Here is a 19,842-nt window from a genome sequence, read left to right as displayed (position 1 = left end):
CTTTATCGTCTCTTGAGAAGGCGCTCGCCCTCAAGGAGTGCGGCCCGGCGAAATGTGACCCGGAATCCTCCCCAAGCCACGAACAATACGAGTATCGCTGCGTGCCTTTATATAAGCAAAATAAAAAAATCTTACATGATATAACCTGGGGTGAGCAGCCGATGAAGGCCGATCACCCCTGCCGTGTACTCAAGGTACGCGAGACCGCATTCTTCCAGCCTTTGAGCTTCGCGTTTCGGGTCCTGTTATCCATGCCGGGCTCGAAACGCTTGTCGCGTGCCCAGGCTTCGGCAAAACCGGCACGATCCGGCCAGACGCCGGCGCGGCTGCCAGCAAGCCAGGCGGCGCCCAGCGCGGTCGTCTCGAGGATCGTCGGGCGATCGACCGGTGCATTGAGCAGATCGGCAAGCCGCTGCATCGTCCAGTCGGAGGCGACCATGCCGCCGTCGACGCGCAGCACAGTCTCCTGCCCGTTGCCGTTGCGCCAATCCTTATGCATGGCGTCCAGGAGATCACGAGACTGATAGCAGACGGCTTCCAGCGCCGCCCGAACGATTTCCTCAGGTCCGGTATTGCGCGTCAGACCGAAAATCGCGCCGCGTGCATCCGGATCCCAATGCGGCGCACCGAGGCCGGTAAAGGCCGGCACCAGATAGACCTCCTGCAGCGGATCGGCCTTGGCCGCCAGCTCGCCGGAATCCGAGGCACGCTGGATGGCTTTCAGGCCATCCCGCAGCCATTGTACCGCAGCGCCGGCGATGAAGATCGAACCCTCAAGCGCATAGGTCGTCTCGCCATTCAGCCGATAGGCGATGGTGGTCAAAAGGCGGTTCTTCGAGCGCACCATGTCCGCGCCGGTGTTCAGCAGCGCGAAGCAGCCGGTGCCATAGGTGGATTTCATCATGCCGCGTTCGAAGCAGGCCTGGCCGATCGTCGCCGCCTGCTGATCGCCGGCAACGCCGAGGATTGGGATTTCAGCGCCGAAATGCGTGGCCTCCGTGACGCCGAAATCAGCGGCACAATCCTTCACTTCAGGCAGCATGGCAGCGGGAACGCGCAGGATTTCCAGCAGCTCCTCATCCCATTCGTTCGCACTGATATTATACATCAGCGTCCGCGAGGCATTGGTCGCATCGGTGACGAAACTCTTGCCGCCAGTCAGACGCCAGATCAGGAAGGTATCGACGGTGCCGAAGCAGAGCTCGCCCTTGGCGGCGCGGGCACGCGCGCCCTTCACGTTGCTCAAGAGCCAGGAGAGCTTGGTTCCGGAAAAATAGGGATCGAGCAGCAGGCCGGTACGGCGGGTAAAGAGCTTTTCCAGGTCCTGACGCTTCAGTTTCTCGCAATAGCTTGCGGTGCGGCGGTCCTGCCAGACGATGGCATTGTGGATCGGCTTGCCCGTCTCGCGATCCCAGACCACGACCGTTTCGCGCTGATTGGTGATGCCAAGTGCGGCAATATCCTTGGCGGTGATGCCGGCGGCTTCGATGGCCTTGCGGACGGTGACGAGAACGGACGCCCAGATTTCCTCCGGATCGTGCTCCACCCAGCCGGGCTTCGGATAATGCTGGGTGAATTCCTTCTGTCCGACGCCGGCAACCTTCATCTTGCCGTCGAAAACGATAGCCCGCGTCGACGTCGTTCCCTGATCGATCGCCAAGACATAACCGCTCATGCATTCCTCCCGCCTGTTGCATCCCGAAACAACAGATACGCGAGCAAAACGAATGTGAAAAGAAAGCAAAACGAAATTTTTTCGCTGAAGGGTAAGCTTTTCGGTTCACAGTATCGTGGCCGAAGGGCCGCTAGCATTGCGATTGCCATATCTGGAGGTTTGGGACTAGGCTGAGATCGTTTTGCACTGCAGCAGGAAGCTGCGCTGTCCAAGGAGAAGATCATGGCAAGAACAGTTGTCGTCACCGGTTCCACGAGCGGTATCGGCCTCGCCATCGCGGCTGCCTTTGCCGCCAAGGGCGATAACGTCGTCATCAACGGCTTCGGAAAGCCCGAGGAGATCGATGCGATCAAGACGAAGCTCGAAGCCTCCGGCGGCGGCAAGGTGATCTATCATCCGGCCGACATGACGAAGCCCGCCGAGATCGCCGATCTGATCGCGACCGCCAACTCCACCTTCGGCAGCGTCGATGTTCTCGTCAACAATGCCGGTATTCAGCACGTGGAGAAAATCGAGGATTTCCCGATCGAGAAATGGGATCAGATCATCGCGATCAATCTCTCCAGCTCCTTCCATACCATCCGCGCCGCCATCCCGCTGATGAAGGCGAAGAAGTACGGGCGCATCATCAACATCGCCTCGGCGCACGGCTTGGTCGCCTCGCCCTTCAAATCCGCCTATGTCGCGGCAAAACATGGTATATTGGGCCTGACGAAGACGGCAGCGCTCGAGCTTGCCGAATTCGGCGTGACGGTAAACGCCATTTGCCCCGGCTACGTCCTGACCCCGCTTGTCGAGAAGCAGATCCCGGATACCGCCAAGGCCCGTGGCATGACCGAGGAGCAGGTCAAGAACGAAGTCATCCTCAAGGCTCAACCGACGCATGAGTTTGTCAAGGCCGAGGAGATCGGCGCCCTGTCGCTCTACCTCGCAAGCGACGAGGCACGCCAGGTCACCGGCACACATGTCTCGATTGACGGTGGGTGGACCGCGGAATAACCATAGACGGTTAGGGCCGGATTCGTTCGCGCATCCGGCCCCGACAAACGAATAATAAACGGGAACAACATGAGCGACAGCATCCGCTTTATCCTCAACGGCGAGGATATCATTCTATCCAGCCTGCGCCCCACCGAGACGCTGCTCGACTTCCTGCGCCTCAACCGACGGCTGACGGGAACGAAGGAAGGATGTGCGGAGGGCGACTGTGGCGCCTGCACTGTGCTTGTGGGACGCCTGATCGATGGCGGCCTCTATTATGAGTCGGTCAACGCCTGCATCCGCTTCGTCGGCTCGCTGCATGCGACCCATGTCGTTACCGTCGAGCACCTTGCCGCCCAAAACGGCACGCTTCACCCTGTGCAGCAGGCGCTAGTCGATTGCCACGGCTCGCAATGCGGTTTCTGCACGCCGGGCTTCGTCATGTCGCTATATGGCCTTTGGCTGACGACGGAAAAGCCGAGCCGGGCGCAGATCGAAAAGTCGCTCCAGGGCAATCTCTGTCGATGCACGGGCTACGAGCCGATCGTCAAGGCGGCCGAACAGGTCAGTCAGAAGCGGCCGAGCGCGCTCTTCGACCCCCTCGAAAAGACGAGAGCCGATATCATCGCCCGCCTGTGGGCCATGCAGGGCGGCGATACCATTGAGATTTCCGAGGGCGAGGATCGCCTTATCGTCCCCGGTTCCGCATCAGCACTGGCACAGGTGCTTGCCGACGAGCCGCAGGCGACCGTCGTTGCCGGCTCGACCGATGTCGGCCTATGGGTCACCAAGCAGATGCGCCGGCTGAATCCGGTCGTCTTTATCAACCATCTCACCGATCTGCAGAAAATTACCGTTGACGATGCGGGCCTGACCATCGGCGCCGGCGTCACCTACAGCCGCGCCTTTACTATTGTCGGCGAAAAGATCCCGGCCTTTGCCAATCTCATCAACCGTATCGGCGGCGAGCAGGTGCGCAACATGGGCACGATCGGCGGCAATATCGCCAACGGTTCGCCGATTGGCGACACGCCGCCGCCACTGATTGCGCTCGGCGCAACGGTGACGCTGCGCTCGACGGCGGGGATGCGCAGCCTGCCGCTCGAAGATTTTTTCATCGATTACGGCAAGCAAGACCGCAATCCCGGCGAGTTCGTCGAGAGCATCTTCGTGCCCTATCCGGCCAAGGATGCGCATTTCGCTGTCTACAAGATCTCCAAGCGCCGCGACGAGGATATTTCGGCCTCCTGCGGCGCCTTCCATCTGTCATTGGATGCAGCCGGTAATGTCGAAGATATCCGCATCGCCTTCGGCGGCATGGCCGGTACACCAAAACGCGCCCGCACCGTCGAGGCGGAATTGATCGGCAAGCCATGGACGGAAGCAACCGTTATGGCCGCACGCAATGCCTTCGACGCCGATTACACGCCGCTCACCGATTGGCGCGCCTCGGCAGAATACCGCCAGCTGACCGCCAAGAACCTCCTTATCCGCTTCTACCTGGAAACATCGGGCGCGCCGCAGGAATTGAGCCGCTTCGAGGTGCTGGCATGATGACGAATTTCGGATTTATTCGACCGTATTTCTTGGATACGGCACAGCACCTTTCGCCGGATGACGGCAGCCGCTCCCTTCCCCCTTCTCCCCTCGGGAAGAAGGTGCCCGAAGGGCGGATGAGGGGGTTACGCGGCAAAGAGCAAGCATCCTTTCATCTGATCTCAGGACACGCATCGCTTCGCGATGCATTCCCTTCATCCGGCCTGTCGGCCACCTTCTCCCCACTGGGGAGAAGGGAAGCCGCGGAGGCTTGAAGCATGGACAAATCCACCTTCGAAGAGCGCAAGGTTGTCATCAACGGCTCGATGCATGGCTCGCTGCGCCATGACTCCGCGCACAAGCACGTCACCGGAGCCGCCGATTATATCGATGATATTCCCGAGCCCGCCGGCCTGCTGCATGGAGCACTCGGTCTTTCCGATCGCGCCCATGCCGAGATTGCCGGCATCGATCTCTCTGATGTCAAAGCCTATCCCGGCGTCGTCTGGGTCTTCACGGGCGCCGATATTCCCGGCGTCAACGACACCAGCTCCAACGGCATGCATGACGAGCCGCTGCTCGCCGAAACCAAGGTCGAATTCCACGGCCAGCCGATCTTGGCCGTTATCGCCGAGACCCGCGATGCTGCCCGCCGGGCCGCCCGGCTTGCCAAGATCGATTATCGCGACCTGCCGCATTGGAGCGATATCGACGGGGCGCTCGCCAATGGCGCACCGCTCGTCTACGAGCCGATGACGCTGAAGCGGGGCGAGCCTGAAACCGAGATGGCGAATGCAAAGCATCGCATCAAGGCGCAGATGCGCATCGGCGGTCAGGAGCACTTCTATCTCGAAAGTCATATCGCCATGGCAATCCCCGGCGAGGATGATGAAGTGGCTGTCTGGTCGTCAACACAACATCCGAGCGAAATCCAGCATATCGTCGGCCATGCTCTCGGCATTCCCTCCAATGCCGTGACCGTCAATGTGCGCCGCATGGGCGGCGGCTTCGGCGGCAAGGAGACGCAGGGCAACCAGTTCGCGGCGCTCGCTGCCGTCGCCGCGAAAAAGCTCGGGCGCGCCGTGAAATTCCGGCCCGATCGCGACGAAGACATGAGCGCCACAGGCAAGCGGCACGACTTCCTGGTGGATTACGAAGTCGGATTCGACGACGAAGGTCGCATCCACGCCGTCGATGCCACCTATGCCGCGCGCTGCGGCTTCTCCTCCGATCTTTCCGGCCCGGTTACCGATCGCGCGCTCTTCCATGCAGATTCCAGTTATTTCTACCCGCATGTCCATCTGGTCTCGAAGCCGTTGAAGACGCACACCGTCTCCAACACCGCCTTCCGCGGCTTCGGCGGCCCGCAAGGGATGGTCGGCGGCGAGCGCATGATCGAGGAGATCGCCTACGCGCTCGGCAAGGACCCGCTGGAGGTGCGCCGCGCCAATTTCTATGGTCAACCAGGCTCCGGCCGGACACTGACGCCATATCACCAGGAGGTCACTGACAATATCATCAACCGCATCGTCGACGAGCTCGACCAGAGTTCCGACTATCAGGCGCGGCGCAAGGCCATCATCGAATTCAACCGTTCCAGCCGCTTCATTCGCAAGGGCATCGCGCTGACGCCGGTGAAATTCGGCATCTCCTTCACCATGACCGCCTTCAATCAGGCGGGCGCGCTGGTGCATATCTACCAGGATGGCTCCATCCATCTGAACCACGGCGGCACCGAAATGGGCCAGGGCCTTTATACCAAGGTGGCGCAGGTTCTGGCCGATAGTTTCCAGGTCGATATCGACCGCGTGAAGATCACCGCGACGACAACAGGCAAGGTGCCGAATACATCGGCGACAGCAGCCTCCTCCGGCTCCGACCTGAACGGCATGGCAGCCTATGACGCTGCCCGGCAGATCAAGGGAAGGCTCGTCGCCTTCGCGGCTGAAAAATGGGGCGTTGGCGCCGAGGAGGTGCAGTTTCTGCCGAACCGTGTGCGCATCGGAGAAACGGAAATCCCCTTCCCCGATTTCGTAAAGCAGGCCTATTTCGCCCGCGTGCAGCTCTCGGCCGCCGGCTTCTACAAAACACCGAAGATCCATTGGGATCGCAAGGCCGGCCGCGGCACACCCTTCTACTACTTCTCCTACGGCGCCGCCTGTTCGGAAGTGTCGATCGATACGCTGACGGGCGAATACCTGATCGACCGCGCCGATATCCTTCATGACGTCGGTCGCTCCCTCAATCCTGCGATCGATATCGGCCAAGTCGAAGGTGCCTTCGTGCAGGGGATGGGCTGGCTGACGACCGAAGAGCTCTGGTGGGATGCCAAGGGCCGGCTGCGCACGCACGCGCCATCGACCTACAAGATCCCGCTTGCCTCCGACCGGCCGAAGATTTTCAACGTCCGGCTGGCGGAATGGTCTGAAAATACGGAGGCGACCATCGGCCGCTCGAAGGCCGTGGGCGAGCCACCTTTCATGCTGCCGATCTCGGTGCTGGAGGCACTATCGATGGCGGTCGCCAGCGTCGCGGATTATCGCATATGCCCGCGCCTCGATGCGCCGGCAACACCGGAACGGGTGCTCATGGCAGTCGAGCGGCTGAAGGGGATGTGATTACCCTCCCCGGGTATTCGCTCCTTGCCACCTACGACAGTCGGCAGTCATCATAACGCGGCTCCCGCCCATCAAGAAATCCAAGGTCCCGCTTCACGCGGTCCGGCATCTCGTCGAGATCGAGATGCGGCGACGGCTCCGCGTGCTTGACGAAGGCCTGCGCCAACGATTCCAGAAGGCGAGCCAGAGTCCCTGGCCTTGCGGTTTCCACCTGTTCCACGACATAGCAATCCATGACAATACCTCAGTCGGATCAATGATATGAATTGCAGTCTGGCGCGAAAAATGCTGGAATTCCAATCGAACTATCGTCTCCATACATAAAGAGAACTTATCCATGAAGCTCTCAAAACGTCTCCCGCTGAATGCGCTCCGCGTCTTCGAGGCCGCCGCGCGGCTTGCCAGTTTTACGCGTGCAGGTGAGGAGCTTGGCATGACGCAGACGGCGGTCAGCTATCAGATCAAGTTGCTGGAAGAGACCGTGGGCGAGCCGCTATTCCTGCGTCGCCCGAGGCAGATCCTGTTGACCGAGGCGGGAGCGCAGCTCGCGCCGAAAGTGGCTGAAGCCTTTGCCCTGCTGCAGGAGGCCATGGCCTCGATCAGTGGCGATGCCGAAACGACGCTGCGCATTCATTCGACGCCCACCTTCGCCTCACAGTGGCTGGCTCGTCATGTCGGGTCTTTTCAGCTCAAACATCCCAATATCGCTGTCCGGCTGGATACCTCCGGCTCTATCATCGACTTCTCACGGGAGCCGTCTGACATCGCCATCCGCACCGGTCGTGGCCAGTGGCCCGGCCTGCGCTCACACCTCCTGATGAAGGTCTATTTCACGCCGATGCTGAGCCCGGCACTTGCTGAGACCATCGGCGGCATACACGAACCGGCCGATCTCCTGAAGCTCCGCATCATCGACGCAGGCGACCCATGGTGGGCGCAATGGTTCAAGGAGGCCGGCGTTCCCGATCCCGGCCTTCAGGGCCGGCCGCGAAGCAGGCTTGGTGCCCAGTCCTTCGAGGCGAGCGCGGCATTGGCCGGTCAGGGCGTAGCCATCCTGACCCCGGAGTTCTATGCGGATGATCTGGCTTCCGGTCGGCTGATACAGCCCTTCGATATTCTTTCGTCCGACAATACGGACTACTGGATCGCCTATCCGGAGAATAGGCGCCATACGCCGCGCATCCGCGCCTTCAGGGATTGGATTCTCCGCGAGTTCGGCATGCCGCTGGAATAGCGCTCAATAGTCCATGTCGGGTGCATAAAAGCAGCGCGGCGTATTCTCATCCGGAAACAGACAGAGATGATAGGCTCCGTCGGGCGAACGCATGGTTTTCTGCTGCGGCAGATTGAAGATATGCGCGTGGGTTATGTAGCGATGATCGCCCGGATTGAGCGTCACTCGATAACCGCCGGGTACAATGGTGACGGTGCGCGAGGGGATCATCTCGCAATCGCCCGTCTTGCTGTCACCATTGCAGCAATATGGGTCGTAGGACCAGCCGGAGGGCGCCTCGTGCGCCAGGGCGAAGGCTGCGGAGAGAAGAAAAAATACGAACGTCAGAATACCACGCATGGGCAATTCTCCGTCGAAAGATAGACGGCTGCCGCGGACACGGCCCGCTCCAAGCAGCCGAGGGCGTATTATTAAAAAACTGCCATAATCTGATCTAATGCGGCCGGGGCGCCAGACAAGAGCGTAGCTTTTTGCTGACGCAGCAAACTCTCCCCTTCCCTCCGCCGCCAACATTTTGCAAGGTGCGGAGTCGGAGGAAGAAAAGGGGAACTGAATGTATGAATACGCCATAGCGTGGGAATGGCTGGCCTTTGCCGCCCGCTGGTTCCACGTCATAACCGCCATTGCCTGGATCGGTTCGTCCTTCTACTTCATCGCGCTCGATCTCGGGCTGGTCAAGCGTCCCCATCTTCCGCCCGGCGCCTATGGCGAAGAATGGCAAGTCCACGGTGGCGGCTTTTATCATATCCAGAAATATCTCGTGGCTCCCGCGCAGATGCCGGAGCATCTGACCTGGTTCAAATACGAAAGCTATTTCACCTGGATTTCCGGCTTCCTGATGCTGTGCATCGTCTACTACGGCGGCGCCAACCTCTTCCTCATCGACAGGCATGTGCTCGATGTCAGCGTTCCCGTTGCGATCCTGATTTCGCTCGCTTCGCTTGCCGGCGGCTGGATCGTCTACGACCTGCTTTGTAAGTCCCCGCTCGGCAACAACACCTGGGGCCTGATGATCGTGCTTTACGCCGTCCTGGTCTTCATGGCCTGGGGCTACACGCATCTCTTCACCGGCCGCGCCGCCTTCCTGCATCTCGGCGCATTCACCGCGACGATCATGTCGGCGAACGTTTTCATGATCATCATTCCCAATCAGAAGATCGTTGTCGCAGACCTCATTGCCGGCCGCACGCCCGACCCTAAATATGGCCGTATCGCCAAGCAGCGCTCGCTGCACAACAACTATCTGACGCTGCCTGTCATCTTCTTCATGCTGTCGAACCACTATCCGCTGGCTTTCGGCACTGCCTATAATTGGGTGATCGCGGCGCTGGTTTTCCTCATGGGGGTCACCATCCGTCACTGGTTCAACACGACACACGCCCGCAAGGGTCATCCAACCTGGACCTGGATCGTTACCGTCGTCCTCTTCATTGTCATCATGTGGCTTTCGACCGTTCCCAAGGTGCTGACCGAGGAGAAGGAGGCCAATGCAATTCCTCCCGCCTTCCAGCAATATGCCTCGGATATACATTTCTCGTCCGTCAAAGAAATAGTTTCGACGCGCTGTACCATGTGCCATTCGGCCGAACCCGTCTATGAGGGGATTGTTCGGCCGCCAAAGGGCGTAATGCTGGAAAATGACGAGCAAATCGCTATGCATGCCCGGGAGATCTATATTCAGGCCGGCCGCAGCCATGCCATGCCTCCGGGCAATGTCACCGAGGTGACGCCGGAGGAACGCAAATTGCTGGTCGCCTGGTTCGAAAGCTCCATCGGAGAAAAAAGCCAATGACCACCCTTCTGCGCGGCCGACTGCTTTCCTTCAAGCGCCTGCCGCAAAGCCTCGATGATACGGGCAGCTATGCTTATGAAAGCGACGGCGGCCTGCTGATCGAGAACGGCATGATCGTCGCGACCGGGCCCTATGCTGATATAAAGGCGCGGGCGCCGGAAGGTGCCGCCGAAGTCGACCACCGCCCGCATCTGATCCTGCCCGGCTTCATCGACATGCACCTGCATTTCCCGCAGATGCAGGTGATCGCCTCCTATGCCGCCAACCTCTTGGAATGGCTGAACACCTACACCTTCCCCGAGGAATGCCGCTTCGTCGAAAGCGCGCATGCCGAGCGCATCGCCACGCATTTCTACGACGAGATGATCCGCCACGGCACCACGACGGCCGTTGCCTACTGCTCGGTACATAAAACCTCCGCCGACGCCTATTTTGCCGAAGCCATGCGCCGCAACATGCGCATGGTGGGAGGCAAGGTGATGATGGACCGCCATGCGCCGCAGGGCCTGCTCGACACGCCTGAGATGGGCTATGACGAGACCCGCCAGGTGATATCAGACTGGCACGGCAAGGGCCGCAACCATGTCGCCATCACGCCGCGCTTCGCCATCACCTCGACGCCGGCGCAGATGGAAGCAACGGCCGCGCTTGCCCGTGAATTCCCAGACCTGCATATCCAGACGCATCTGTCCGAGAACCACGACGAGATCGCCTTTACCTGCGAGCTCTATCCGGAAGCGATCGACTATACCGATATCTATGCGCGCTACGGGCTGCTTGGACCAAAGAGCCTGTTCGGTCATGCGATCCACCTTTCCGAGCGCGAAGCCGATGCCATGAGCGAGGCCGGTGCGGTCGCGGTGCATTGCCCGACCTCGAACCTCTTCCTCGGCTCCGGCCTATTCCCGCTGAAGGCGCTGGCCCGCCGCCAGAAGCCTGTCCGTATCGGTGTCGCCACCGATATCGGCGGCGGCTCCAGCTATTCCATGCTGCGCACGATGGACGAGGCCTACAAGATCCAGCAGCTGCTCGGAGAACGCCTGAACCCGCTGGAAAGCTATTACTACATGACACGCGGCAACGCCGAGGCGCTCTCCCTCGTCGACAAGATCGGCACGCTTGATCCCGGCACGGAAGCCGACCTCATCGTGCTGAATGCAGCGGCAACGCCAGCCATGGCGCTGAAGATGGAGGTGACGAAGAGCCTTACCGAAGAGCTGTTCCTGCTTCAGACTATGGGCGACGACCGGGCGGTCGCCGAAACTTATGTTGCTGGAAAGCCGATGAAATCCATCCAGCAATGAGGCAATCCCAACCCGCCTCCATGTAACCATCCAGAGGGCAAAGAGCCATGACCGCGCCGCTGACCATCGCCGAACTGAAAACGCTTGCGCAGCGGCGCGTGCCGAAAATGTTCTTCCAATACGCCGATTCCGGCTCCTGGACGGAATCGACCTATCGGGCGAACGAGGCGGATTTCGCCAAGATCAAGCTGCGCCAGCGCGTCCTCGTCGACATGTCGGACCGGTCGCTGGCAACCACCATGGTCGGCCAGAAGTCCTCGATGCCGGTGGCGCTGGCGCCGACAGGGATGACCGGCATGCAGCACGCCGATGGCGAGATGCTGGCAGCGCGCGCAGCCGAGGAGTTCGGCATTCCCTTCACGCTGTCGACCATGAGCATATGCTCGATCGAGGATATCGCCTCGGTGACGAAGCAGCCCTTCTGGTTTCAGCTCTACGTCATGAAGGACCGCGATTTCGTCCTGAACCTCATCCAACGCGCCAAGGCGGCGAAATGCTCGGCGCTGGTGCTGACGGCCGACCTGCAGATCCTCGGGCAACGCCACAACGATATCCGCAACGGATTGTCGGCACCGCCGAAAATGACGGCGAAAAATCTCTGGCAGATGGCGACGCGGCCGGGCTGGTGTATGGGTATGCTGAAGACCAAGCGCCGCTCCTTCGGCAATATTATCGGCCATGCCAAGGATATTTCCGACATGACGACGCTGTCGCACTGGACGCATTCGCAGTTCGACCCCAAGCTCTCCTGGAGCGACGTCGCCTGGATCAAGGAGCAATGGGGCGGCCCGCTGATCATCAAGGGCATTCTCGACGTCGAGGATGCAAAGGCGGCCGTCGATGTCGGCGCCGACGCCATCATCGTCTCCAATCACGGCGGACGGCAGCTCGACGGCGCCCACTCCTCCATCAGCATGCTGCCATGGATCGTCGATGCCGTCGGAGACAAGATCGAGGTGCATATGGATGGCGGCATCCGCTCCGGCCAGGACGTGCTCAAGGCGGTAGCACTCGGCGCCAAGGGCACCTTCATCGGCCGCCCTTTCCTCTATGGCCTGGGCGCCATGGGCCAGGAAGGGGTGACGCTCGCGCTCGAAATCATCCGCAAGGAACTCGATATTTCCATGGCGCTCTGCGGCAAGCGGGACATCAAGGCGGTGGATCGGTCGATCCTGGCTGATTTCTAACGCAGCCAGCCCGTCGCCAGACCGCTCGCCCACTCCTCGCGGCCATTCTGCGCCGCAAGCTTCGCCATCACCATGTGATCATAGGCGACCTGCCGGAAGACCGGCAGCCAAGTGTTCCCGATCTTTTCCAGAATAGCGTAAGAAGCAAAGGCATGACCGGCTTCCACCTTGTGATAATAAGGTAGATCATCGTCATAGGCCGGGCAGCCGACGCTGCCGGGATTGACGATCAGGCGCCCATCAGAAAGCCTGACGATACGCGGAATATGGGTATGCCCGCATAGGATCAGCGGGAAATCGACGCCGGTGGCAAGCGCCTCGATCTCTTCCAGCGGCTTCAGATAGACCTGACCGTCCGGCGAGACGGATTCGAGCCAATAAACATTATCTTCAGCCGGGGTCGCGTGGCAGAGATAGGCCTCACCCAGATAAACTGTACTGACGGGCAAGGCGCGCAGCCATTCGAGGTGACGTTCCGTCAGTTCAGAATGCGCTGCGCGATCTGAAATATGCATCGCCTCGGGCGCCACTTCGATCAGATAGCGGTCGTGATTGCCGCGCACCGTTGGCGCATTCAGTTTCAGCAGCATATCCGCCGTCTTGCCCGCGGTAAGCGGCCCGCTGAAACAGTCGCCGAGATTGACGATCTCGGTGATGCCCTGCCTGCGGATATCGGCAAGCACGGCCTCGAGCGCCAGATGGTTGCCGTGGATGTCCGCAATGGCTGCGAAGCGCATGTCTCAGCTCCCGCGATAGGTGGAATAGCCGTAGGGCGAGATCAGCAGCGGCACGTGGTAATGCGCCGTCGTATCGGCAATGCCGAAGCGGATGGGTACGAGATCGAGGAAAGCCGGCTCCGGCAGCTTGGTGCCGCTGGCACGCAGATAGTCCCCGGCGCGAAACAGCAATTCATAGGTGCCGGCAACGAAGCTTTCGCCGATGAGAATTGGACCACCATCCACGCGGCCGTCCGAGTTGGTCGTAACCGTCTTCACATGCCTGCGAGCATCGCCCTCGATCCTGAAGAGATCGATCACCAGACCTTCGGCCGGCTTGCCGAGAGCGGTATCGAGCACATGGGTGGTCAGTCCGGTCATAGCGTCGGTGCTCCAATGACGAAGGGCGTGTCGAAGAAATATTCCTCGAGGTTGTTCTCCGATCCATCGCGATCCACGATAAGGAAATCGCTCTGCTCGTCGAGTGCCATCAGGGGATAATGCCAGACATTGACCCGATAGTTCACACCCTGGTCGCCGCGCGCAAGGAAGACCTGCGGCCTGCCCGGCTTGCCGCCCTCATCCTCTGCGACGACGACAAGGAACGGACGGCCGTTCAGCGGCACGAAACACTGGCTGCCGAAGGGATGGCGCTCCATCATGTCGATCGAGAAGGGAAAAGCACGCGGCTGACCGCGAAAGAGGTTCAGGATAACCCGCGCGCCGTCACCGAGAGCTTCAGCGTTCGACAACGCATGAAAACGCTCGGTCGTGCCGCCATTGATGTACCGCATGGTCGCAGGATCGGCCTCGATCACATCACCGAATGGCTCGAACGCGGCCTTTGTCAAAGGATTGATGTCTAGATTTTGTGTCATTGACTGATTATTCGCCTTCCGCTCGCCAATGGCGAATGGAGTCCAGTTGCAGGAGCAACTCCGGAAGAGATTTGTGCACGATATCCCAGAGGGCCGACAACTCGATGTCGACATATCCTTGCGCAATCCGATTCCGGAAGTCCTGCATGACATGCCAAGGCAGCTCCGGATGGTCAACGACAAACTCCGGATATTCCTCGGCAATGCGGGCGGCAACCTCGGCGATCAGCAGAAGATTCATGCCGACGGCGCGCTGTTTCTCGACACCCTGGAAAAAGGCGGCTTGATCGACGTCCCGGAGGAATTGACCGGTTTCGGATGCAGCTTGCTGCATGCGCTCAAGGTAGGCGATCAACCGATCCAGGCTCATGCCGACTTCCTTTCGCCGGCGATGCCCGCTGTCTCCACGAAGACGCGCCCTTTAGCGTCGCCGCTCATCTGTCCGCTTCTATCTCTGCCCAATGTTTCCACGGCCTCATGGCTTGGTGTTCCATCAAGCGGATACTAAGCCATGAACGGACCGAAAAATAGCACGCACATTCATGGGAAACCCATGCGGAGACATGATTAGGAAGGATGGCGGCCCACAGACCGCGCATCAGGCTTCAGGCAGCATGGATTGCAGACGCAAGAGAGCGATCTTCTCGACCTGCGCAGCGGCCGTCGCGAACTCCGCATCGCTGCTATTGTTTATCCGCGTCTCGAAGGCGACGAGAATATCGTACTTGCCGAGCCCCTTGACTGCGATGATGAAGGGAAAGCCGAATTTCGTCACATAGGCAGCATTGAGTTCGGTAAAGCGGGCGTGCTCCTCGGGGCTCAGCCGGTCGAGCCCGGCACCGGCCTGCTCCCTGCGGCTATCCTCGGTCAGCTGGCCGGCAATCGCCAGTCGCCCCGCGAGATCGGGGTGCGCCCGCAGCACGCCAAGTCGTTCCGCCTCACTAGCGGCGCGGAAGGCCCGCACCAGCGCGGTATGCACGCCGCCGGAAGTCAACGGCTCGGCAATAGCGCCCTGATCGTAGGCGCGCTCGGCAACGAAAGGCGAATGTTCGAAGACGCCGCCGAAGCGGCCGACAAAATCGTCCCGCGAGATCATATCAGAGAGCGCCCCCGGGAAGGTGATTTTCATACCAATGGTTGGCGATCTCGATTCGCCGAGGGATCCAGACCTTGTCGTGCTTTTGCACATATTCGATGAACCGACGCAGCGCGGCGGCGCGGCCGGGGCGGCCGACGAGACGGCAGTGCAGACCAACGGACATCATCTTCGGGCTACCATGCTTACCCTCTTCGTACAGCGTGTCGAAGGCGTCCTTCAGATAGGTGAAGAACTGGTCGCCGGAATTGAAGCCCTGGGGCGTCGCAAAGCGCATGTCGTTGGTCTCAAGCGTATAGGGAATGATCAGAAACGGCTTGCCGTTGAGACCATCGACCCAGAAGGGCAGATCGTCGGCATAGGAATCGGAGGAATAGAGGAAACCGCCCTCCTCCATAACGAGCCGTAGCGTATTGTCGGAAGGCTTGCCCTGGTACATGCCGTAGGGCCGTTCGCCGGTGAGTTCGGTATGCAGCCGAACGGCCTCGAGAATGTGCTTACGCTCCAGATCCTCGGAGAAATCCTTGTATTCCAGCCAGCGATAGCCATGGCTGGCGATTTCCCAGCCGGCTTCCTTCATGGCGGCAACCGCTTCCGGATTGCGTGCCATGGCCAGCGTCACGCCATAGACCGTCGTCTGAACCTTGAGCTCGGTGAACATGCGCCACAGCCGCCAGAAGCCGGCGCGCGAACCGTATTCGTAGATCGATTCCATGTTGAGATTGCGCTGGTTCGGCCAGGAGGCTGCGCCGACGATCTCGGAGAGCAGGTTTTCCGACCCAGGATCACCGTCGAGAATACAGCTTTCTCCGCCCTCCTCATAGTTGATCACGAACTGCACCGCGATGCGGGCATCGCCGGGCCATTTCGGATCCGGCGTATTGCGGCCATAGCCGATGAGATTACGGGGATAGATTTCCGACATTGAAGCACCTTCTCTGATCGCGGAACGGTAGCATCCACGCCGCGAAAGTCGAGACGGAAAGTGGGAAAATCACTTTCGCTTCAAAGCGGGGTATTGGCGTGAACGCCAGTCGCTAATCTAGGCGATCTTGCGGGCGCTGACCTTTCCCATCGGATGCAGCGAGTGCACCCGGAAGGGACCGCCGGCGCCTTCTTCCATCATCAGCGCGATATTGGAAACGGGAATGGGCGCAGCCAAAGCGGGTTCGAAGAAATTGCGCAGCGCACGCTCGATGCGCGCCATGTCGGCTGGGCTTACCGTCCCTGTCAGCATCATCTGGAAGCGGAACTCGTCCATGACATGCGGATACCCCCAGCGATGCAGATTGGCGAACTGCGTCGCGGAAAGCCCATCCGGATCGATGCGCTCTATTTCCGCTTCGCTCAAAGGAGCCCGGTATTGATCGAAGGTCTGCACCAGCGATGCCGCGAGGAAATGCATCTGCTGGCTTGGTGCGGAGGGAACAAGGCCCAGCGCACCGCCGAGGCGCGCGACCTCGAGCCTTGGGATTTCGAAGGGCGCGACCGTGCCGGAGAACCGCATCAGGTCGCGCAGCAGCCCCGCCTCGGACATATCCTCGGCCAGCCGGAACGGCGCCTTCAGAATCCCCATGAAGCCATAGCGGCGCGGAACCGCGGTGTAGAAAGCGATCTCATGGATACCAAGCCCACGGACCGCCGGCGGATCGACCATCTCGCCGGAATAGACATTGCGGCCGAGCCAATTCGCGGCCACAAGCGTCAGCGGATCGCTCGCAGACGGTGTGAAGCAAATGGCATACCGCATAAAATTCCTCCAGGGCGTAACGTCAGCAGACCGAACCGGCACCGATGGCCAAGGAGATAGGTGATTTGCGTGACAGATTGACGACCCGGAAGAGGCCTGAATTCACGTTTTATGTGATATGACTGAAATATGACTCGCTAAAGTGAAACTCTGCGGCAAGTTGAAGCGACCTGGCACCCCCGCCGCCTCGCGCACCGCCGCCTCCGCGAGCCTATGCGCCAGCCCAAAGCTCACCTTGAAGCCACCCGTGAGCGCAATCAGCGAGGGACGATCAGGATGCGCACCCACCATCGGATCGCGATCCACAGCCTTCGGACGCAAGCCCGCCCAACGCTCAACGACTTCAGCGCCAGCCAGCACCGGCGCCATGATGCGCGCCGCATTGAGCAAGTTATCGAGCTGCCCGTCCGTCGATAAGGGATCGTCAAATCGGTTCTCGCTCGTGCTGCCGACCGCGACCAATCCATTCTCATGCGGAACGATGTAGAGGCCATCGCGGAAAATAACGGGCATGTCGCCGTCGACATCGGCCTTCAGCATCGCCGCTTGCCCTTTGACCGGTTGGCCGAGCGAGGCTTTGCGTCCCTCCGTCAATTCATCAAGGATCGGAAATGAACGGTAGCCGGCAGAAAGGACGCAACGGCCGAAGCGAATGTCGCCATCGCTTGAACGCGCAATGCCCCGCTCCGGATCGATATTCTCGACGGTAACGCCCTCGCAAAGCCGAACATGTCGCGCCGCTGCCAGAAACCTCCGCAGGACCTCCAGAAACGCGCGCGGCGCGACGCGGGCCGCCAGTGTATCGTGGACAAATCCGCTTTCTCCGGCTGAAGGTTCGATCCAGCCCTCGATTGGTGCGACATCCAGCACATGCCAGTGAAACTGCCGATCCCTATGCCGCCAACGCGTTTCCGCATCCCGGGAATGGCCAAGCGCAATCTGCCTCAGATGCGGCTTTGGCAACGGAATCAAGCGACCGGCGCGACGATAACCAGCTGAAAAACCGGTCTCCGCTTCCAGGGCCGCAATCTCCTCCTCCAGCGCGACAAGCGCATCGAACTGAAACTGCTTCTTGTCCGACCATTTATCCGGCATGTGCGGCATCAGCGCGCCAAGCAGACCGCCGCTCGCCCCCTGCCCGAAACGGCCGGCTTCGACAAGCAATGTCGGGATACCAAGACGCTCGGCATGGACGGCCGCCCATAGCCCCATGATCCCGCCGCCGACGATCAGCAGATCGACGGACGATTGACCGGCAGGTCTCGGAGGATTATCGGCTCTTTCCATGACAGATCCAGTTTCCGATCGGACCAAGGCGTCCGAAACTCATGCGGCAAGCCCGGAGCTCGAATGGCGCGACGGCGATATGCCCTATTCGACCGCGTTTGGCGACCATTTTTATTGCCAGACCGACGGCAGGCTGGAATGCGGCCATGTCTTCCTGGCCGGTAACGGCCTGCCTGCCCGCTGGCAAGGGCGGCAGGATTTTCTCATTGGTGAACTCGGCTTCGGCACCGGCCTGAACTTCTGCGAGACCTGGCGCCAGTGGCGGCAGCAGGCTGCCCCTGGCTCAAACCTGCACTTCATGTCCTTCGAACTCTATCCGATGCGGGCCGAGGAAATCGACCGTGCCTTATCGCACTGGCCCGAAATCGACAGCGAGCGACAGGCTCTTGCCGCAGCCTGGCCGGACAACCCGCAGAGTGTCGTGTCGCTGAGGCTAAATGCAAATACGCGCCTCAGCCTCGTTTGCGGTCCGGCTCTCGAAGGCGTCAGCCGCGCCGAACAAGGGTTTGATGCCTGGTATCTCGATGGCTTCGCACCATCGCGCAATGCCGACATGTGGTCGCCGGAATTGATGCGGACACTCCATGACAAGACGGTTCCGAACGGCACCTTCGCCACCTACGCAGCGGCTGGCTTCGTGCGACGAAACCTGCAGGCGGCAGGCTTCATGGTGGAGCGGCGCAAAGGCTTCGCCGGCAAGCGCGAAATGCTCTGCGGCATCAAGCCCGCCTGAGGCCGGAGCTGATGTGCCGCGCCAGGCGGCAAGCATCTTGGGGATTCAGATGAGCTCGCCAAGATGCTGGCGAACCCACTTGGCCTCTTGCGAGGCCGTCCGCCGGAAGTGCCGTTTGAAATCCCGGCTGAACTGGGCAGCACTGGCATAGCCGACCGATACCGCCACCTCCGCAATCGTCCCACTTTGACGCGCGATCATCAACCGTGCCTCGTGGAGCCGCATCGCCTTCACATATTGTATCGGACTGCTGCCCGTCAGAGCCTTGAAATGGGCGTGATAAGAGGGAACGCTCATCCCCGCCTCACGCGCCAGCGCGGCAACCGAAATCTCGGAACTGTAAGTTTCGCGCAATCGGGCCAGGCTTCGCACGATCTTCCCGGAAATGCCCTGCTGCTGAAGCGCTGAGATCATCGCTCCGCCCTGTGGGCCAACGAGAACGCGGTAGTGCAGCTCGCGCAGGATGCCTGCTCCCAGAACCGCAAGCTCGACAGGATCGCTGAGCGCCCGCAGCAAACGCAGCACGACATCCTCGATCATCGGCTCCATTCTGCTCGATATCAGGCTTCTCACTTTGCCGGCCATCGGTTCAGGCTGTCTCGCCCTCACTTCAGAGGCGATCTCCGCAGCGAGAAGCATGTCGAACTCGAGATAAACGGCAAGCAAAGGGCGTTCTGCGCTGGCTGATGATTCCATCCGGAACGGAACGGGCACCGACACGGCCAGATAATGCTCCTCATCGTAGAGATAGACCTCGCCTTCCAGCACGCCCTGCTTTCGCCCCTGCAGGACAAAGACCGCGCCCGGCTTGTAGAGCACGGGGACATCATGAAGGACTGCTTCGGTCCTAAGAATACGAACCCCGGCAAGCGCTATTGGATTGTATCCCTGGCTGGGAGCAAGAAGCCCCGCCAGCTCCACCAACTCCCGGCGCTTCGAGCCTTCGTCTTCCGGTTTCAGAGGATTTGGCAAGATGTCCATAGTTTTTGCAATCGCAGGCGATGATTTCGAAGATTATCTGTCATAGGCATCAAGCAATCAAGACGAGATTTCGA

20 protein-coding genes are annotated in these 19,842 nt (G+C 60.3%); 8 read left to right on the top strand and 12 right to left on the bottom strand.

Annotated elements, in window-relative coordinates; genetic code table 11:
* Window positions 1–172: 172 nt before the first annotated feature.
* Window positions 173–1,675 (bottom strand): glycerol kinase GlpK, encoded by a 1,503-nt coding sequence (gene glpK, locus PH562_RS12250; protein WP_285173249.1) that lies wholly within the window; start codon window positions 1,673–1,675, stop codon window positions 173–175.
* A gap of 222 nt (window positions 1,676–1,897) precedes the next feature.
* Between glpK and PH562_RS12245 the strand changes: the two genes are divergently transcribed.
* The 3 genes from PH562_RS12245 to xdhB all read left to right on the top strand — a co-directional run bounded on the left by PH562_RS12245 (window position 1,898) and on the right by xdhB (window position 6,810).
* Window positions 1,898–2,674, top strand: a complete 777-nt coding sequence (locus tag PH562_RS12245; RefSeq protein WP_112334243.1) for a 3-hydroxybutyrate dehydrogenase — start codon at window positions 1,898–1,900, stop codon at window positions 2,672–2,674.
* Between the two features lie 69 nt (window positions 2,675–2,743).
* Window positions 2,744–4,210 carry a xanthine dehydrogenase small subunit gene (gene xdhA / locus PH562_RS12240; RefSeq protein ID WP_285173248.1) on the top strand — a complete coding sequence of 489 codons (1,467 nt, stop codon included), beginning with the start codon at window positions 2,744–2,746 and terminating at the stop codon, window positions 4,208–4,210.
* A 260-nt stretch (window positions 4,211–4,470) separates the two neighbouring features.
* Window positions 4,471–6,810: a xanthine dehydrogenase molybdopterin binding subunit gene (gene xdhB / locus PH562_RS12235; RefSeq protein WP_285173247.1), complete on the top strand. Its 2,340-nt coding sequence runs from the start codon at window positions 4,471–4,473 to the stop codon at window positions 6,808–6,810.
* Window positions 6,811–6,841: 31 nt separating this feature from the next.
* Here the strand turns inward: xdhB and PH562_RS12230 are convergent, their stop codons facing one another.
* Window positions 6,842–7,045, bottom strand: coding sequence for a hypothetical protein (locus PH562_RS12230; RefSeq protein WP_285173246.1), 204 nt, complete (start codon window positions 7,043–7,045; stop codon window positions 6,842–6,844).
* A 102-nt stretch (window positions 7,046–7,147) separates the two neighbouring features.
* Here PH562_RS12230 and PH562_RS12225 point away from each other — a divergent pair, with 102 nt between their 5' ends.
* Window positions 7,148–8,044 (top strand): LysR substrate-binding domain-containing protein, encoded by an 897-nt coding sequence (locus PH562_RS12225; RefSeq protein ID WP_285173245.1) that lies wholly within the window; start codon window positions 7,148–7,150, stop codon window positions 8,042–8,044.
* A 3-nt stretch (window positions 8,045–8,047) separates the two neighbouring features.
* Here PH562_RS12225 and PH562_RS12220 read toward each other — a convergent pair whose 3' ends face one another.
* Window positions 8,048–8,383 (bottom strand): hypothetical protein, encoded by a 336-nt coding sequence (locus PH562_RS12220; RefSeq protein ID WP_069612748.1) that lies wholly within the window; start codon window positions 8,381–8,383, stop codon window positions 8,048–8,050.
* A gap of 214 nt (window positions 8,384–8,597) precedes the next feature.
* On the opposite strand from PH562_RS12220, the gene PH562_RS12215 reads away from it, so the two are divergent.
* The 3 genes from PH562_RS12215 to PH562_RS12205 are packed head-to-tail and all read left to right on the top strand — an operon-like array spanning window position 8,598 to window position 12,327.
* A complete protein-coding gene (locus PH562_RS12215; protein ID WP_285173244.1) occupies window positions 8,598–9,836 on the top strand; it encodes a urate hydroxylase PuuD in 1,239 nt (412 codons plus the stop codon).
* Window positions 9,833–11,140 carry a guanine deaminase gene (gene guaD / locus PH562_RS12210; RefSeq protein WP_285173243.1) on the top strand — a complete coding sequence of 436 codons (1,308 nt, stop codon included), beginning with the start codon at window positions 9,833–9,835 and terminating at the stop codon, window positions 11,138–11,140. The genes PH562_RS12215 and guaD overlap by 4 nt, the downstream gene beginning before the upstream one ends.
* Window positions 11,141–11,187: 47 nt before the next feature.
* Window positions 11,188–12,327: an alpha-hydroxy acid oxidase gene (locus tag PH562_RS12205; protein WP_285173242.1), complete on the top strand. Its 1,140-nt coding sequence runs from the start codon at window positions 11,188–11,190 to the stop codon at window positions 12,325–12,327.
* On the opposite strand, the gene PH562_RS12200 is transcribed toward PH562_RS12205, so the two are convergent.
* From PH562_RS12200 to PH562_RS12165, 8 genes are all read right to left on the bottom strand, one after another.
* Entirely contained in the window at window positions 12,324–13,064 is a 741-nt protein-coding gene (locus PH562_RS12200) for a metallophosphoesterase family protein (RefSeq protein ID WP_113230083.1), read from the bottom strand. The genes PH562_RS12205 and PH562_RS12200 overlap by 4 nt on opposite strands.
* A 3-nt stretch (window positions 13,065–13,067) precedes the next feature.
* Complete coding sequence (gene uraH / locus PH562_RS12195) at window positions 13,068–13,424, bottom strand: hydroxyisourate hydrolase (protein WP_113217343.1); 357 nt, start codon at window positions 13,422–13,424, stop codon at window positions 13,068–13,070.
* The gene (locus PH562_RS12190) at window positions 13,421–13,921 is read right to left on the bottom strand and encodes an ureidoglycolate lyase (protein WP_285173241.1); all 501 of its coding nucleotides are present in this window, start codon (window positions 13,919–13,921) and stop codon (window positions 13,421–13,423) included. The genes uraH and PH562_RS12190 overlap by 4 nt, the downstream gene beginning before the upstream one ends.
* Window positions 13,922–13,928: 7 nt before the next feature.
* Window positions 13,929–14,255, bottom strand: a complete 327-nt coding sequence (locus tag PH562_RS12185; RefSeq protein WP_285173335.1) for a HepT-like ribonuclease domain-containing protein — start codon at window positions 14,253–14,255, stop codon at window positions 13,929–13,931.
* A 264-nt stretch (window positions 14,256–14,519) separates the two neighbouring features.
* Window positions 14,520–15,017, bottom strand: a complete 498-nt coding sequence (gene uraD / locus PH562_RS12180; protein WP_285173240.1) for a 2-oxo-4-hydroxy-4-carboxy-5-ureidoimidazoline decarboxylase — start codon at window positions 15,015–15,017, stop codon at window positions 14,520–14,522.
* 1 nt (window position 15,018) lies between these two features.
* Entirely contained in the window at window positions 15,019–15,942 is a 924-nt protein-coding gene (puuE, locus tag PH562_RS12175) for an allantoinase PuuE (protein ID WP_285173239.1), read from the bottom strand.
* Window positions 15,943–16,059: 117 nt separating this feature from the next.
* Window positions 16,060–16,767 (bottom strand): DUF1045 domain-containing protein, encoded by a 708-nt coding sequence (locus PH562_RS12170; RefSeq protein ID WP_285173238.1) that lies wholly within the window; start codon window positions 16,765–16,767, stop codon window positions 16,060–16,062.
* 102 nt (window positions 16,768–16,869) lie between these two features.
* Window positions 16,870–18,054: an NAD(P)/FAD-dependent oxidoreductase gene (locus tag PH562_RS12165; protein WP_285173237.1), complete on the bottom strand. Its 1,185-nt coding sequence runs from the start codon at window positions 18,052–18,054 to the stop codon at window positions 16,870–16,872.
* Between PH562_RS12165 and mnmC2 the strand changes: the two genes are divergently transcribed.
* A complete protein-coding gene (mnmC2, locus tag PH562_RS12160) occupies window positions 18,053–18,787 on the top strand; it encodes a tRNA (5-methylaminomethyl-2-thiouridine)(34)-methyltransferase MnmC2 (RefSeq protein WP_285173236.1) in 735 nt (244 codons plus the stop codon). The genes PH562_RS12165 and mnmC2 overlap by 2 nt on opposite strands.
* 45 nt (window positions 18,788–18,832) lie before the next feature.
* Here mnmC2 and PH562_RS12155 read toward each other — a convergent pair whose 3' ends face one another.
* Complete coding sequence (locus PH562_RS12155; RefSeq protein ID WP_285173333.1) at window positions 18,833–19,762, bottom strand: AraC family transcriptional regulator; 930 nt, start codon at window positions 19,760–19,762, stop codon at window positions 18,833–18,835.
* Window positions 19,763–19,842 lie beyond the last annotated feature (80 nt).

Source organism: Rhizobium centroccidentale (assembly GCF_030182565.1).
Taxonomy (GTDB): Bacteria; Pseudomonadota; Alphaproteobacteria; order Rhizobiales; family Rhizobiaceae; genus Rhizobium.
Note: the sequence above shows the minus strand (reverse complement) of the source record. Positions and strands in the feature narration are given on the sequence as shown.